Origin of the sequence: Arsenicibacter rosenii (genome assembly GCF_001870735.1) — a bacterium.
In the GTDB taxonomy this organism is placed as follows: Bacteria; Bacteroidota; Bacteroidia; order Cytophagales; family Spirosomataceae; genus Arsenicibacter; species Arsenicibacter rosenii.
On sequence record NZ_MORL01000001.1, the window covers coordinates 222803 to 238852 of the forward strand.

Genomic DNA, 16050 nt, shown 5'->3' on the forward strand with positions numbered 1-16050 from the left:
ACAACGGGGAAACATTATAAAGCAAATGCAAATTAATAAAATTCTGCATGCAGGACTGCTATGTCTGTTGACATATTGCAGCTGGGCACAACAATCAGGGGGCAACCTATTCGGAACTGTACAAAGTTCTGAGGGGGAACTACTGCCCGGAGCGTCAATTATCCTGTCTGACCATGGCAGGGGAACATTCACCGATCAACAGGGAAGGTATAGTCTCAGGCAAATTAAAACCGGAAAATACACGGTCGTTATTTCGTTCATTGGCTATCAGAAAATCAGCCGGCAGGTATATATCCCGGCGGGTACACCTGTACGCATGGACATCATTCTCAAACCGGAAGCCAACGAACTGAATGCCGTTTCGGTGATCGGGCGTACGGAGGTACAGGAGGTAAACCGGCAGTCGTTTAATGTTACAGCCATCGATGCTAAACAACTCTATAACTCCACACTTGACCTCAGCAGCGCTCTCGACCGGGTTTCGGGCGTCAGGGTGCGCGAGTCCGGAGGGGTAGGCTCCAGTTTTAATCTTTCCTTAAATGGTTTTTCGGGAAATCGTATCCGGTATTTTATCGACGGGGTACCGATGGATAATTTCGGATCGTCTTTCCAGATCAACAATATTCCGATCAACGTTGCGGAACGGCTTGAAGTCTATAAAGGCGTTGTTCCGATCTGGCTGGGGTCTGATGCGCTGGGCGGAGCGATTAACATTGTAACCGGCGACCGCTCACGGAATTTTGTAGATGCGTCGTATTCATACGGGTCTTTTTCTACTCACCGGGCCGTATTCAATGCGGCACTGACTTCAAAAAACGGGTTTACCCTACGGCTGAATGCCTTTAAAAACCACTCGGAGAACAATTACAAGGTAACGGTCGATGCTGCCGATATCTATACGGGAGCCTACAAACCCAATACCACTGTCAGACGTTTCCATGATACTTACCATAATGAAACGGTCATTGCCAGTGTTGGCGTAGTTGGTAAAAAGTTCGCTGATCAGCTGTTGCTGGGTGTTACACTCGGTAAGAACTATAAAGAACTACAGACGGGTGCCCGCATGGTTGCGGTGTTCGGAGGCTGGCACCGGCGGGGCACAATCGTGATGCCAACGCTGAAATACCGGAAAGCAGATCTCATCAAAGGACTGGATGTAACCGTAAATGCGAATTACAACCTCGGCAACGAACGGAACATCGATACGCTGTCGGCGCGGTTTGACTGGTACGGTAACTCAAAGCCGAATCCGAACGGTGAGGGACGTGGCCGGAGTCTGTCGAAATACGGAAATAATAACGGATTGGTAACGGCTACCGCAAATTATAAACTCTCTGACCGGCACGCTATTGCGTTGAGTAATGCCTTTAGTACGTTTTACCGGAAAGGAACAGATGCGTTCAATGAAAGCTTTACCCGGGGGCCGGTCCGGCCACGACTCAACAAAAACGTACTGGGTCTAGGGTATACCTACGATCTGAAAGACCAATGGAGCATGTCTGTGTTCGGGAAGTATTTACACCAGCATACGCCCGGACAGACGGCATTCGATAAGATTGGCTTCGGGGTGGCAGCGAGCTATTTTGTCAAGCCCGGATTGCAACTGAAAGCTTCGTTCGAGCGGGCTAACCGGTTGCCGGAAGCCAATGAACTGTTCGGCGATGTCGAACTCGTACAGGGAAATCCTGCCTTGAAGCCGGAACAAAGTCAGAACATAAATGCAGGCGTCAGTTATGGGTTTTCTGCGGCAAAGGATCACCGTTTTCTGATCAATGCGAATGCTATTTACCGCTACTCCGATAATTTTATCTATTCACGGTTTAATCAGAACCAATCGGCTCTCGTATTAGATAACCTCGACGGCGTTTTCACACTGGGTGGGGAAGGGGAAGTCCGTTATTCCTACAAAAAGCGTTTGTCGGCCGGGGCTACGCTTACCTGGCAGCATCTGCAAAACCGGCAGCAGTATGTCTTCGACAGTAATGGTAACCGCGTATTAAGCCCCGTTTACAAAGATCAGATGCCCAATATTCCGTATTTGTTCGGCAATGCCGATGCATCAGTTACCATCAAGGATCCCGGCCGGAAAGGGAGTGTGCTCAACATTGGCTATAACCTGCTCTATGTGCATGCGTTCTGGCTTTACTGGCCAAGCCGGGGGGGCGAAAAGCTGAGCATTCCCCAACAACTCAGCCACGACATCAATGCGGTCTATAGCCTGGCCGATGGGCGGTATAACATTGGTCTTGAAGTCCGGAACATTACCGACCGGCGGCTCTACGACAATTTCAGCCTGCAAAAGCCCGGTCGTGGCTTCTATCTGAACCTTCGCTATTTCTTTAATTCATTTACTATATAATCTTTATGAAAATCAAATCGACGCTTTTTGTAACGCTCGCTGCGGGACTTATCGCCTCATGCACGGATACATCGACTACACCTGAAAATCCTGGTAGTTATATCCTGACGGTTAGCCCGACAGCCTCTACCGGGGTAGCAGATTACCTGCTGACGGCCCAAAACCTGGATACCGGAACCATTTCGACCGCCGGAAACGGCATCGAACAGGATGGTACCTACCGCTATTATGTCACCCACAACGGGAAGTTTTTTAGTATGCTCTACGGGCAGGGCAATCCCGGCGCGGTTACTGCGTACAATATGCAGGCAGGAAAACTAACGAAACTGACCAATTTCCAGACCGAAACCGTGCAGGCTTTTGCACCGGTAAACGACGACCTGCTGCTGTTCAAAATCTCCAGAAGTCTTACCGCCCCAACGTCAAGCTGGTATAAAGTGAATACAAACACCCTCACGATTACGTCAGAAGGAACGGTTAATACCCTTGATGTTACCGGCCTTGGCGAACTCGCACATTTTACATGGCTGAAACAGGTAGGCACAAAAGTGTTTGCGCCTTATCAGACTATCAACGACCGAAGTTTTAACACGGCCTATCCCGACCAGGCGTCTATTGCGGTGTTTAACTACGCCGACATGAAGCTTGACAAGGTGATTACGGATAAACGGGCCAGTTTTATCGGTAAATACTTTACCGATGGGCTTTCGGTACAGGAAAACGGCGATATCTACGGTTTTTCACCGGCAGCGGCCACAACAGGCGGGAAATTATCCTCAACAAAACCATCGGCAATCCTGAGAATTAAGTCAGGTACCACCGAATTTGACCAAAGCTATTTCTTTGATGTGGAGGCGGCAAGCGGGGGGATGAGTATTACGTCGTGGCTATATGTCGGCAATAACACCTATATCGTCAATGCGGTGGCAAAGGCAGAGAAAACGTCCGGTTTTCCGGCCGGTAAACGCATCGGTATTGTAAACGTGGCAGACAAAACCTACAAGGCCGTTACGGGGTTGCCCGACGTGACTGCCATTGCTACCCTGACTACCAATAATTATACCCCGAAAGACGGTAAAACGGGGTATGTCGGGGTGAATTTAAGTGACGGAACCAGCTATATCTATAAAATTGATGCCAGCTCCCAAACCGCAACACGGGGCTTAAAGGTTGAAGGCGGAACCGTTACAGCGGTGCAACACCTGAACTAAAACCAACCGCTCAGTACCGGAAGTCTGTCCGGTACTGGCGTTACCTGACTACCGATGATTACGACTTTTTGCTTCATACAGTTTATCGCTTTTTACCTCTGGCAGGTTACCTCTCCACGGTACAAATCTGTAGCTATGACCGGTTTAACGGCAGCTGCTACCGGCCATACAACGCTGAGCCGGCTGACCGGAACTGTTCTCTGGCTAGGGGCCTGCACGGGGTTTATCGTGCAGTGGGGCGTTGGCGCAGGCTGCTGCGGCTTTATAACGGGCCTGATGGCTGTGGGGGGGCTGTCGGTGATGCTGGAGCCTTTTCAGTACCTGCGCGTGCCGGGTATTACGGCAATCTATATCTGTTGTGTGATCCTTGAAATTTTCGTCTAAGCATGCCTGCGAACAAGAAATACCTGACCAGATCACCCTGGATACGACTATCTAAACTACTCGCCGGTTCGCTCGGCGGCTATCTCGTAACCATTAGTTTTCACGCTGCCCTGACCCGTGTGTGCCCCAAAGAATATGTAATCGTGACCTCATTCATAACGGGTTACCTGCTTTGGGCTATCCTTTTACTGAATGCCTTTCTGATCCCGCAAGCCTGGAAAACCTGGGCGCTCTATATCGTACTGATGGGTGTCTTCTCTGGTATTTACCTCATTTAACCGGTCATGGATAACAGGAAATATAATATCTACTTCAACACGCATACCATCAGCGGGATCATTATCTGCGCCGTGCTGTATGTCATGTTTTTTGCCGGTTCGTTTTCATTCTTCAAAGACGATCTGGCCTCGTGGCAGAAAAACGAATCGTACCTGAGCAAAGGCAACACTGTCGGCCGGGATTTTAACTACATACTTGACTCGCTCGCCAGATACCATACGCTTAAGGGGCGCGATATCGACATTACGCTGCAACGGCATCAGGCCGGTGCCTATGTAGCCATGTCGGGCTCACACGATCCGGTGGTTCAGAAGCTGAAACCAAAAAAGAAACCGGAGCCGAAACGGGGCCGGGGCAGAGGCCGGGGGGGCGATGATGACTCGGTGTTCTTTACCTATGATTTCAGTAAACGGCAGGAGGCCGCTTATGCTGATTCGTATACCATCGGTGAGTTTTTGTACCGGCTGCACTTTCTGGCGCAACTTAATCAGGTGTTTCCGTTCCGGATCGGTGTCCCGTTTGGCTACCTGCTGGCGGGTGTCGTTTCGTTTATCTTCCTGTTTGCCCTCATCACCGGATTGTTGCTGCATTGGGATAAACTGGTCGCTAACTTCTTTACCTTCAGGCCATGGCATAAGCCCAAAACCGTATGGACTGACCTGCACACGGTCCTCGGGGTAATCGGATTTCCGTATCAGCTTGTGTTCGCCATCACAGGCATCGTCTTGATATTCAACTCTTTTCTGATCGTGCCTTACACAAAACTGTTTTACAAGGGCGATGATGATCAACTATACAAGGAGCTGGGCTTTGGGGTGAAAGCAGCATTTCCGTATGCCGGCAGCGCGCTTCGTGCTTCGTGTAATCTGAACCAGCTGGTGGCGCAGACTGCGCAGCAGTGGCCAGAGAGTGATATCAGTCTGGTGGCTATCCGTAATGCCGGAGATCAAAATATGCACGTGATCATCCAGGGAAAACCGCATACGGATGCACAGTTGAACGGCCTCGGCGAACGTATCTACCGAATGCGTGATCAGGCCATCGTAGCAGACCGGCCTCCGCTTTCTCCGCCTACGTATATACAGACCGTCAGAGGATTTATCTATCACCTGCATTTCGGCGACTTTGGTGGGAGACCGCTCAGGGTAATCTATTTCGTACTGGGATTGCTGGGCTGTGTGGTTATCAACTCGGGGGTACTGATCTGGCTCGTGGCCAGAGATAAAAAAACTATACCGGCCCGCCAACGGAAATTCAATTTCTGGACGGCCAACGTGTATCTCGCGTCGAGTCTGAGTATGCTGCCCGTCACGGCTTTCTGCATGACTGCGCTGTTGTTCCTGAAAAAAGCCGGACAAGCCGACATTTATCACTGGTACTTTTATCCCTGGCTGGCGCTGAGCGTTTATTTTCTGATCAGGAGAAACCTCGCCCTCATCAACCGTCAGGCCTTATGGCTCTCTGCCGTCAGCTGTTTTCTGCTGCCGTTGCTCGACGGTATGGTACGTGGAAACTGGTTCTGGAACACGTTCCGCCGTCAGGCGTTTGATATTCTGTTTATTGATGTGCTTTTTCTGTGTCTGTCGGCCCTGAGCGTGGTTGTTCTATGGAAAATGGCGCGGCCAAAACAACGACAGCCCGAAGTACCGTCAGCAGAAAAAATAGCTGTTGACTGATCTGAGCCGTTTCCCTGTGGTAGCCGGCCGCCGCTGGCGTATTGCTCTCTCGCCCTGATGAGCCGTATGGCCGATGGTAAAGGTCGTTCAGAGACGCAGGCTATTGCGTAGCAGAGTTGTAGAGACGCAACATCTTGCGTCTCTGGTTAGTAGTCGTGCCACCACTGTTTTAGTACTACTGCCAGCCAGCCTGCCGGTAGAGGAGACGCAGGCTATTGCGTAGCAGAGTTGTAGAGACGCAACATCTTGCGTCTCTGGTTAGTAGTCATGCCACCACTGTTTTGGGTACTACTGCCCGTCGTGAGGTCAGCAGTTTACGGTCGGCAGCGTCGAGGTCCTGTTGCAGCAAAGTTTTGAGGCCCTCGGGTGAGTACCATCCCCGGAGCGGTTTGGCGAGGTTGCGGTCGTGGAACAGGTATTCGGTCAGTTTTTCGCCGAATGCCCGGAGCCGTGACAGGCAGTAGGCCGGGGCATGGTGGTAGTAGCGTTCGGCGGTGCTGCCGAGGGTAAAGAGAATCGGAAATTCCTTTTCTAAAAAGAAAAAGCTGGATGGCATGGTAATCTGTTAGCAAACGGGTTAAAACCATTCTACTCTATATTTCGTAAGTGTGGTTTTGGGCAGCCCGCCGGAGAGGTACATATGAAACGTGTATGTACTTCGGCGCTGCTATTGTGTTAACCAAAACCATTCGTGTACATGCAGTTTGCTCTACGACTTGCAAAAACTTTAGTCATCTGTCTACTTATCTTACCTGGCCTGACCCAGGCCCAGATGACGAATCGCTATAATACGGCGCTTCGGGGAAATTTTATGATGATTGGCAATACCCTGGCGCAGGATGTCGGCCCGGGTGTGCCGGCTCCCATTGTCGGTACGGTTGGTGCGGCAGGTACAAACACCAGCGATACGGCTCCCGACGTTTTCTGGCGGGCTGATTCGCCTTCAGATGGGCAGGCCGAAGCGAACACTTCCATAACCGCTGCACAGGCCCGGACAACAGCCCGCCTGGATATACCGGCCGGCGCTACTGTCCGGAAGGCATATTTGTATGCAGCCGCCCGTGCACCCGGCGGGGTTGTACCGACGACCATCACGCTCGAAGTCCCGGGTGTTGCCTCTCAATCAATAACACCGGTTGATAACTCGACGGTCTCGCTGAACGGTACCTTTTACCAGACTGTATCGGATGTAACGGAGTTTGTGCAGCAACACGGAAGCGGGAATTACAGAGTCTCGGGTGTCAGCAGTGTTGCGTTAACCAACCTGAACGATGCGACTATAGCCGTGGGCTGGAGCATGGTTATTGTGTATGAGTCCTGCAGTGAACCCTACCGGCAGATACAGATTAAAGACGGTTTGAGACTTGTCGTTGATGGAGCTCCCGCTACAGTCACCTTTTCGGGACTCAACGTGGCCGGCGGACCGGCCTATTTGGGCGTCTTTGCCATGGATGGTGATGATGCGTCAGTAGGGGATGCCCTGACGGTTAAGGGTAATGCTGTGTCAAATACGCTAAACCCTGCGGATAACTTCTTTAACAGCACTCGTTCATTCAGTGGTACGGCGGTGAGTGTTTCAGGGGATTTACCCCGGCTGACGGGCACCGCAAGAAGTATGTCCGGCATCGATCTGGATGTCGCTGATATTACCGGTAGCCTGACTGCCGGTGATGTTTCTTTTGATGTAGCGGCAGAGACCACGGGGGATACTTATCTGGTTGGCCTGTTTGTCGCGGGGGTACCGGCTCAGGCTCCTGTCAGTGCACTGACAGTCAGTATTGCTGCTACCCCAAGCCTTACGGTGGGGCAGGGCCAAACCCTTACCCTGACCGCATCCGGCGCCGATAGTTACAGCTGGTCCGGCGGAGAAAGTACTACGGCTATCTCGGTTTCGGCCAGCGGTACGTATGCCGTAACCGGTATAACGGGTTGTAATTCAGGTACTGCCAAGGTAGAGGCTACCGTTCTGACGGCTCCTCCCTGTGATCCGGCAATAGTAGCCAACGCCTTTTCGGTGACCCAGACCGCTGTCCTGGGGGCCAATGCGTGTGACGTGGCGGTACAGGCCACCGGATTCGGAACGTCGTTGCGTCTGACCGGTCCGAACGATTATGTCTATAGTACGGTATACCGTCGTCCGGGCAATTACCGCCTGAATGCCCTTGCCATCCGGCAACCAGGTACCTACACCTTTACGGCTGCGTATCAGGATGCCTGCGGGCAGGTGAGCACGCAAACCATGACTTATATCGTCACCGGCACTGCCTGCCCGTAATCCTGCCCACGGGCCGCAGATAGTTGGGCTGATACTGACGCGCGGGAGACGCAAGATATTGCGTCTCTACTCGCCCTTCAGCACTTCTGTCGGATTACTGCTCGCGGCCCTGATCGTCTGAGAACCGATCATCGCGAAGGCAATCAGCAGGACCACCAGCAGCCCGGCAAACAGCTCGGGAAACCCGATGGGGGGGTGGTAGGGAAAACGCGTCAGAACAACCCTCTCAAAAAACAGGTACGTGGCCGGCAGGGCAATCAGTGCTGACACCGATAGCTGAACGATAAACCCACGGCTTAACAGGTAAATCAAACCGCCCGCCCCGGCTCCCAGTACTTTGCGGATGCTGACCTCTTTCAGGCGGGTTTCGGTCGTGTAGGCCACCATGCCGAACAGGCCCATCGAGGCAATCGAAATGGCAAAGAACGACAGCAGCCCGATAATCCGGATCAGCATTGAAAACTCGCTGTAGGCATCCTCAATCGCTTCGTCGTAGAACTGCGCCTTGAACGGATGCACCCGGTCGATGGTCTGCCAGGCGGCTTCGATCCGGGCGCGGGTCGCTGCCGGATCGGTGCTCCGGAGTTTGACATTGATCACGGCGCCGTCGCCGGGTGTCCAGGGCATAAACGCCACCGGCCCGATCAGGTTGTCGACCTTGCCGTAGTGAACGTCTTTCATCACCCCGACGATCGACAGCCGCCGGGTACCCCGGAAATTCCGGAACGTCACTTCTTTGCCGAGGGCCTGTTCGGGGTGGCTGACGCCCAGGTTAAACCGCTTAAGAAACTGCTGGTTGACGATAATTTCCGTGGCCGCATCGGCGGTGATGGGCCGCGACCGGAAGTTTTGGCCGGCAAGGAGTTTGTATTGGTGCAGGGCCAGGTAATTTTCGTCCACATGATTGGTCATGACCAGGGCGGAGTCGCGCGAATCGGTGTGCTTAACGTAGCCGCCCCACGCATTGCCAATGCTCGTCACGATCAGCGAGCGGGAAACGGCTGTCACTTCGGACATTTCGCCGAGCGTTTTCATCAGCACATCGGGTTTGTTGCCCTGCATGTCGATGTTCAGGATGTTTTCGGTCCGGAAGCCGAGGTCGAACGCCAGCATGTGTTTGTACTGCACGTAACCGATAGCGGTGGTGGTGATGAAGATCAGCGTAACGGTATATTGCAGCACCACCAGTCCCCGCCGCAGGGTCATGTGCCGGAACACCTTAACCGACGACACGTTCCGGAGCGCACGGATGGCGCTCACCCTGGCAAAAAACAGCGCAGGCATCAGACCGGCCAGTAGCCCCACCACACCGGCAAACAGCACAAAGGCGATGACCATCGGCAGCGTCAGGCTGAGCTGTACGGTGCGCTGCATCTCCGGTGCCAGGTTGATCAGCAGGGGGCGCAGGCCCAGAAACAGGAGAAATGACCACACCAGGGCGGCCAGCGCAATCAGGACGGATTCGGCCAGAAACTGTTGCCGTACCTGCGCCTTGCCCGCGCCGATGGCTTTGCGCAGACCAATTTCCTTGAAACGGCGCATGGCCCGGGCCATCGACAGGTTGGTGTAGTTGAAACAAGCCGACAGGATCACTACAAGCGCCAGTCCGCCAAGCAGCCAAAGCACACGTGGTGACAGGTGAGGGCCCGTTGTTCCGCCACTGCCTTCAGAACGGCGGAGCGTTTCGCCAACCACTATATTGTACAGCGGCATCAGTTCAAGCTGCACCTGCGTCTGCCCGCCGGCCTGGTTTTCGGCCCGCGCCACGGCGTCGAGCTGCGTCTGCACCGCCGTCAGGTCGGCGCTGGACGGGAGGCGGAGATACACAAAATCCGACGATGCCTTGCGTCGCGTATCGCCTTGCTGAACCGGCCCGAGGGTCGAAAGAGAAGCGAGCGCCTCAAAATAGATATGGGAGAAAAACGGCACGTCCTGCATGACGCCCGTTACCTGATACGCCACCGAATCAAACCGCACCGACCGGCCGAGTGCCTGCCTGTTGCCGAAGAGTTTCCGGGCGGTGCTTTGCGTAAGCACAACCGAATAGGGATCCCGCAGAGCGGTTTCGGGGTTGCCTTCGAGCAGCGGGAAGGTAAACACCCGGAACAGCGCGGGGTCTGCCCAATACCCCTTAACCGGCACAATGTCTGCACCGACGGCGGCGTCTTTGGCAAAATCCGGCCGGAGAACCGTCACGTCCTCCACGCCGGAAACCTTGTCGCGGATCAGGTGCCCGGTTGTCGGGGTGGTGGTGGCAAACTTGCCCCGGTCGCCGTTGGTCGTCACGACGCTGGTGATGCGGTAAATCCGGTCGCCGTGTTCGTGGAACCGGTCGCAGGTCCGCAGGTCGAGCAGAAACGCAATCATCAGCAGGCCGACCGACATGCTGATGGCGAGTCCGGCGATGTTGATGGCCGAAAACAGTTTGTTCCGCAGCAGGTTGCGCCCCGCTGTTTTGAGGTAGTTCCTGATCATGCGCTGGTTCACGGGTATGTTATGGCAGCAAGATACAGGGCAGGAACAGACTGCGGACAAAAATGGGACGAACCGGCCTGAAAATGGGATGAAGCCGCCCCGCTTACCGGGAATAGACCACCGGAAGTTCGGCCTTACCAACAACCGACGGATTGATCGCATCGAGGAGCACATCCATGGTCACTTTTGTCGTCGCCGGCATTGTCACCGACGGAACCGACAGGGCATAGACGGTCAGCACGTAGGTTTTAGGGCCCGGTCCCTGCGAGCAGGGCGGGGAGTAGCTGTTCCGGCCATTGACGGTATTGATGCCGAAGGTGCCGGTGGTGGTGTTGTTTTCCGGCAGCATAACGACCGAAGCCGGCAGGTTGTAGAGAATGTAATAAACGTGCTTTTCCCCGGTCGGTGGGATATGATGCATCGTGATGGCATACGATTTTGTGGATGCCGGTGCACCGGACCACGAGAGCGGCGGGGCAATGCTTTGCCCGTCACAGGTATAGCGCGTCGACAGGATGCCGTTGGTCACACCGGTACTTTGGAGGGTGAGGACGTTTCCGCTATCGGGCTGAGCCGGTTCGCTGCGGCGGCAGGCGGCCAGTAGGGTCAACAGAGTCAGTATCAGCAGACCGGCCGGGAGGCGTGTTTTATTTTTTAACATAACTGGCGGTTGTTGTTTTGCCGTCGGGACTGATAAACGTGAAGGTATAGACCCCCTTGTCGTCCCAGCGGTAGTTGACGAATCCTTTCTGGCCGGCAAGCGTATATTCAAGCGACCAGGCATTGACCGAAACCGACGTAAAACCGGTAATTGCGGCTCCTCTGAGTGGTTCCCCTGCCGGTCGTATAGCGGTTGTCCGGGCCTGTGGAATAATCTGGTTTTCGGGAGCGGCCGTTGCCGGATCGACCATTACTTTACCCCGCATAGCGGCCATAAAGTACGGGTAGGTCGTGGTGGCGTGATAATGGTAGGTGTTATTGAGCATATGGCCGTGGTATTCGTCGAGGGGTTGCATCGGGCGGCCATCCGGTTCTTTGCTGCCGTATATGGCAAACCCGTCGAGGGCCATGGCAATCGGATTGCTACCGGCCGTTTTCTCGAAATGCAGCGGCACAATGTGATAATGATAATCATCGGCCCTGCCACAGTGACCGCCCCACTGATCAAGTTCGCCGATAGCAAAGGCGTCTTCGCCGCGGTTATTGAGCGGATTAAACACCGGAATTCCGTTGGGGGCAATAGCCACGGCACCTTTCATGAAATTGGTTTTCAGGCTGAGCGGGCTGGTTGCCAGTTCGGGTTTAAGCGGAATAGACCACGCATTGGTGCCGGTGTAGTTCTGCGGAACCGGCACCTGTTGCTGCCAGCTGGTAATGCCGGTCATCATCGGATGATCGGGCATGCCGGTTGACTCCACATAGAAATACGTATTGTCGTACCGGGTGCTGACCTGCGGTTTAAACGGGGCAAAGACCTTGTCGATCACTGCCGGATCAGACCCCGTGACCGGCACCGGTGTCGGCGTGCCGGTATTGCTGGTCTTGCAGGCGTACAGAACCACCAGCGATCCACCAGTGAGCAGCAGCCGGTTTATGCCCGTCAACCGGAAATATCGCAGGCTGATGAGTACCAGGCAACACCAGCCCGTAAGCAGGCCGAAAGCGCGCGCGTTTGGGCTGTTCCTGAAAAAGCGGTCTGCCGTATGGGCCGACTGGTTCAGGCGGGCGAGGCGGGCTTTGGTTTCCCGCAGTGGCCGCTGACTGACTCCATCAAAGCGGGATAAGGGCCAGCCGGTTATGTGGCCGTCGGCCTGTTCCAGAAAAATGCTGTCGTTCCGGCACATGAGTACATGGCCGCTGACCGGCTTACCGTTCAGCAGGTAAATCTCGCTGCCGCTAACGGTATGGCCACCGGTATGCCCGTTGCCTGGTATGCTCAGGAAGCACAGAATTGAGGCGGCCGCTATTGACCGGAAAATGAACTCTTTCATAGAGGTAAAGAGGGCGGTTAATGACTGACCTGTATGCGTTTATTGAAGTCGAACCGGTCGGTCTGAATATTGAGGAGGTAAGTGCCTTCCGGCAACCGGCTGACATCGACGGGTGTCCGGGAGGTTTCGAACAGGACCTGTCCGGCCAGATTTGCCACCCGGATCGTGTAGTTGCTGACCGGCTCGCTGAACGCAACGTGAACCTGTGACGTAGCCGGGTTAGGATAAACCCGAACAAGGTCTTTTTCGGTAACCGTTGGCACGCCTGTAATCAGGTTACGGGTAACCGTATAACTGTGAGCAACCTGTCCGTTTTTCAGCCCGTTTTTTTCTTCGGCGGGCAAATACGTTTTGACGTATTCGACCTTGACATCGTTGTTCGTAACCGTAACCCGCAGATATCCCCGGTTCGGCATCAGTACGCCTTCCACATACCCGTAATCCAGTCCCGTGATGTTCGTAATGTTTTTAGCCGACGGCTGAGGAACTTCCTGGAAAATCAGGCCGAACTTTTCCTGCTTGCCGTAGAAATGGTCATGTCCGTGAAAAAAAATGGTGACGTTATTGTCTTTCATCAGTGTATTCAGCGGTTTTCCCCAGCCCGGACGGTTCGCATCAAAGCCATAGCTGCCATCGGCGTTGAGCCCGCCCTGTTCGTACAGGTGCCCGACTTCGGTACCGCCCCGTCCGTCGGCATCGCTGGTACCGACGAGCTGGTGGCAGAACACAAATTTAAACGTTGCCTTGCTGGTGGCCAGGGTTTTGGCAAGCCAGTCATACTGCGTTTTGCCGAGTGTCCAGCCCCAGTCGCCCTTTTTCTGCGTATACCAGTAAGGGTCAAGGACCACAAACAAGGCATTGCCCCACTCCCAGGCATAATAGTTTTCACGCAGTCCGACGAAGGTTTCGGTCGTTACGTTGCCGGTATAAAAGTCGTTCGGCAGCGGGTTCGGGTAGTAGATTTTCCGGGTATTCGTGGCCATCACAGGTACGCTGTTCGCCGTATTGTTGAGCATAAACCCGGCTTCGCCTTCATGATTGCCCAGCACCAGAAACAACGGCACCGAGTGACAGGCTTCGTTGAAGTATGACCGGTTAAGCAGCGTCCGTGCGGTGATCTCGGGTTGTGTTTTAACGGCGAGCTTGTCGGTCATAAAATCGTCGCCGAGGTCAACCAAAAAATCGGGTTTATCGGCCAGGATGTTTTTCAGCGTCAGCCGGTACGATTCGGGGAGGGTATTTTCGTCGAGGTGCGGGTCGGCTTCAATAGCGAAGGTAAAACTGGTACCGGCGGGCCGGGGCGTCTGAAACGTATGTTCAAGGCCGGTGTTGTAGCCGGTAGCACCGGCGCTTTTGTAGCGTACGCGGTAAACATAGGTCGTGTTGGCGGTTAAGCCGGTAATATCCGCTTCGAGCGGGGTATTGGCCGTTGCCTTAAACGTAGCCGTTTTCAGCGGATAGCTTCCCGACGTTGTCCCGTACTCCCAGTACAGGTCGGTGTCGGCATCAAACATAATACTGGCCGTGACGGATTTAGTCGTGGGACGACCCAGTAATTCGGTGAAATTCTGTGCACACACTGCCAGGCTGAAACATAAGGCCGACAGCAGCAGGAGTACGTTACGTAGCATACAAGTTAAGTTGGTTTGGTTAATGGATCCGGTCTAGTGGCGGATGAGGATTTTCCGGGTGATTTGCGTACGGCCGGTTTCGATCCGGAACAGGTAAAGGCCGTCGGGGTAGGTGTGCATATCAATATCGGTAGATGATGTCCGGAAAAGTTCTTTCCCGGCGGCATCCGAAACCGTGACCTGGCAGGTGGCGAGCGGTTGCCCCACCGTAATTTTCAGCCGGTCGGCGGTGGGGTTGGGAAAAATCCTGATCACATCTGATTCCAGCGCAGGGTCGGCCAGGATTGTCTGCGTTTGTCCGGACGTGGTAGTTGACGCCGGAGTGCCCGCTTTCAGCGTATACGAATAAGCGGTTTCGCCGTTTTTATGCTTTCCGTCCCGCGTGTCGGCCGGCAAATAAGCCCGGATAAAATCTACCCTGACCTCATCCGGTGACACCGTCACCTGCAAATGTCCGGAGCCGTCGAGGGTTACGTCAGTATACGCATCGGCATTGGCAAGCATCCCGATGGTATAGGTTGAATCACAGGCCATCGGCGAGGTCTGATACACCAGGCCGTCGAGGGCTTCGCGGGCATACAGGTGATCATGGCCCTGAAAGAAAATGTTGACCCCGTTTTTGACCATCAGCTGATGGATCGGCAAGCCCCAGCCCGGCCGCTGCTTGTCGAAGTCATAGCTGTTTTTGCCGTTATTACCACCCCATTCATAGTCTTTCGCTGTCAGAATGCCGCCGCGCCCCTGCCCGCGTGTATGATGCCCGAAGACGAATTTGTATTTCGCCCTGCTGGTCTCGAGGGTTTGCCGGAACCAGTCATACTGCGCTTTTCCGAGGGTCCAGTCCCAGTTCTGTGGCTTATCATTGACATCGCAATGCCGGTACACATCCAACACCACAAACAGGGCATCTCCCCACGTAAAGGCATAGTAGTTTTCGGGCAAATCCATGCCGTACGCCTCTTTGGTGGCATTACCGGTGTAGAAACCGTCGGGTCGTGGATTGGCAAAATAATACTTGCGCCAGTTGGTGGCATAAACAGCAATGTTGTTGGGGGGCGTTTGCCGGAGGTAGTAGCCCGATTCGCCTTCGTGGTTTCCCAGACAAAAAAAGAAGGGCATCGAATGGCAGGCATCTCCCAGGTACTGAAGCAGGTCACGGTGATAAAAATCCATATCCGCACTGGTGGTCTGTGTGGGGGTATGGTCATCGCCAAACATATCGCCCATCGAAATCATAAAATCCGGGGCGCCTTTCAGCTGGTTCTGGAGGCAGATCCTATACAGGCTGGCAACCCCTTTTTTATCGTGCAGGTGTTCATCGCCTTCCACGATAAACCGGAACGTTGACCCCGCAGCGCGCTGGGTCTGAAACAGATACTCGGGAGTAGCTGTAAACGTTGCCGCGTTAACCGCCCGCCACTGCATCCGGTAATAATACCGTGTATTCGGCGATAGGTTCGTCAGCTCCACCATGTCCGGCTTCCGTGCCTGGTTCCGGATGGCCGTTGTCCGGAACGGATAGTTGCCGGGACTAAGGCCATATTCAAGGTAAAATTCGGCAGATGCCTCGAAATAGACGCTGGCCGTTATAGACTTATCCGTCGGGCGTCCCAGGATAACCGACTTGTTCTGGGCCACCAGCGGGTAGTGCCACAAGAATAGAAAAAAAGAAAGATACAGGTTACGGGTAAAAACAGTCATACAGAAAACCGGAGTTGATACGCTATCTGCTGCGATACGGGTTGTAAAGGCCGGCTGTTTTCGTCAGC

General features: G+C 54.0%; 12 protein-coding genes. 6 read left to right on the forward strand and 6 right to left on the reverse strand.

Annotated features, from left to right (window positions below; all coding sequences use genetic code 11):
• Positions 1–25 precede the first annotated feature (25 nt).
• From BLX24_RS00790 to BLX24_RS00810, 5 genes are read left to right on the forward strand one after another with little or no spacing between them, the layout of a single operon-like run.
• The gene (locus BLX24_RS00790) at positions 26–2359 is read left to right on the forward strand and encodes a TonB-dependent receptor (RefSeq protein ID WP_071501183.1); all 2334 of its coding nucleotides are present in this window, start codon (positions 26–28) and stop codon (positions 2357–2359) included.
• A 5-nt stretch (positions 2360–2364) separates the two neighbouring features.
• On the forward strand, positions 2365–3570 hold the full coding sequence (locus BLX24_RS00795) for a DUF4374 domain-containing protein (protein ID WP_071501184.1): 1206 nt from the start codon (positions 2365–2367) through the stop codon (positions 3568–3570).
• 54 nt (positions 3571–3624) lie between these two features.
• Positions 3625–3954: a hypothetical protein gene (locus tag BLX24_RS00800; RefSeq protein ID WP_071501185.1), complete on the forward strand. Its 330-nt coding sequence runs from the start codon at positions 3625–3627 to the stop codon at positions 3952–3954.
• 2 nt (positions 3955–3956) lie between these two features.
• Positions 3957–4232, forward strand: a complete 276-nt coding sequence (locus BLX24_RS00805; RefSeq protein WP_071501186.1) for a hypothetical protein — start codon at positions 3957–3959, stop codon at positions 4230–4232.
• A gap of 6 nt (positions 4233–4238) precedes the next feature.
• Positions 4239–5909, forward strand: coding sequence for a PepSY-associated TM helix domain-containing protein (locus BLX24_RS00810; RefSeq protein ID WP_071501187.1), 1671 nt, complete (start codon positions 4239–4241; stop codon positions 5907–5909).
• Between the two features lie 265 nt (positions 5910–6174).
• On the opposite strand, the gene BLX24_RS00815 is transcribed toward BLX24_RS00810, so the two are convergent.
• Positions 6175–6465 (reverse strand): hypothetical protein, encoded by a 291-nt coding sequence (locus BLX24_RS00815; protein ID WP_071501188.1) that lies wholly within the window; start codon positions 6463–6465, stop codon positions 6175–6177.
• Positions 6466–6681: 216 nt separating this feature from the next.
• On the opposite strand from BLX24_RS00815, the gene BLX24_RS00820 reads away from it, so the two are divergent.
• Positions 6682–8184, forward strand: coding sequence for a DUF3344 domain-containing protein (locus tag BLX24_RS00820; protein ID WP_143092532.1), 1503 nt, complete (start codon positions 6682–6684; stop codon positions 8182–8184).
• A gap of 66 nt (positions 8185–8250) precedes the next feature.
• Here the strand turns inward: BLX24_RS00820 and BLX24_RS00825 are convergent, their stop codons facing one another.
• The 5 genes from BLX24_RS00825 to BLX24_RS00845 form a co-directional block, all read right to left on the reverse strand.
• Entirely contained in the window at positions 8251–10659 is a 2409-nt protein-coding gene (locus tag BLX24_RS00825; protein WP_071501190.1) for an ABC transporter permease, read from the reverse strand.
• Positions 10660–10762: 103 nt separating this feature from the next.
• A complete protein-coding gene (locus BLX24_RS00830; protein ID WP_071501191.1) occupies positions 10763–11320 on the reverse strand; it encodes a YbhB/YbcL family Raf kinase inhibitor-like protein in 558 nt (185 codons plus the stop codon).
• Positions 11307–12650: a YHYH protein gene (locus BLX24_RS00835; protein WP_071501192.1), complete on the reverse strand. Its 1344-nt coding sequence runs from the start codon at positions 12648–12650 to the stop codon at positions 11307–11309. Before BLX24_RS00835 ends, BLX24_RS00830 begins: the two co-directional genes overlap by 14 nt.
• A 17-nt stretch (positions 12651–12667) precedes the next feature.
• The gene (locus tag BLX24_RS00840) at positions 12668–14281 is read right to left on the reverse strand and encodes a T9SS type A sorting domain-containing protein (protein ID WP_071501193.1); all 1614 of its coding nucleotides are present in this window, start codon (positions 14279–14281) and stop codon (positions 12668–12670) included.
• A 33-nt stretch (positions 14282–14314) separates the two neighbouring features.
• A complete protein-coding gene (locus tag BLX24_RS00845; RefSeq protein WP_071501194.1) occupies positions 14315–15982 on the reverse strand; it encodes a T9SS type A sorting domain-containing protein in 1668 nt (555 codons plus the stop codon).
• Positions 15983–16050 lie beyond the last annotated feature (68 nt).

Coding starts and splice junctions, on each gene's coding strand:
- BLX24_RS00815 (WP_071501188.1), bottom strand. CDS start 6,465: ATGCCATCCAGCTTTTTCTTTTTAGAAAAGGAATTTCCGATTCTCTTT.
- BLX24_RS00835 (WP_071501192.1), bottom strand. CDS start 12,650: ATGAAAGAGTTCATTTTCCGGTCAATAGCGGCCGCCTCAATTCTGTGC.
- BLX24_RS00845 (WP_071501194.1), bottom strand. CDS start 15,982: ATGACTGTTTTTACCCGTAACCTGTATCTTTCTTTTTTTCTATTCTTG.
- BLX24_RS00795 (WP_071501184.1), top strand. CDS start 2,365: ATGAAAATCAAATCGACGCTTTTTGTAACGCTCGCTGCGGGACTTATC.
- BLX24_RS00805 (WP_071501186.1), top strand. CDS start 3,957: ATGCCTGCGAACAAGAAATACCTGACCAGATCACCCTGGATACGACTA.
- BLX24_RS00840 (WP_071501193.1), bottom strand. CDS start 14,281: ATGCTACGTAACGTACTCCTGCTGCTGTCGGCCTTATGTTTCAGCCTG.
- BLX24_RS00810 (WP_071501187.1), top strand. CDS start 4,239: ATGGATAACAGGAAATATAATATCTACTTCAACACGCATACCATCAGC.
- BLX24_RS00830 (WP_071501191.1), bottom strand. CDS start 11,320: ATGTTAAAAAATAAAACACGCCTCCCGGCCGGTCTGCTGATACTGACT.
- BLX24_RS00800 (WP_071501185.1), top strand. CDS start 3,625: ATGATTACGACTTTTTGCTTCATACAGTTTATCGCTTTTTACCTCTGG.
- BLX24_RS00825 (WP_071501190.1), bottom strand. CDS start 10,659: ATGATCAGGAACTACCTCAAAACAGCGGGGCGCAACCTGCTGCGGAAC.
- BLX24_RS00790 (WP_071501183.1), top strand. CDS start 26: ATGCAAATTAATAAAATTCTGCATGCAGGACTGCTATGTCTGTTGACA.
- BLX24_RS00820 (WP_143092532.1), top strand. CDS start 6,682: ATGACGAATCGCTATAATACGGCGCTTCGGGGAAATTTTATGATGATT.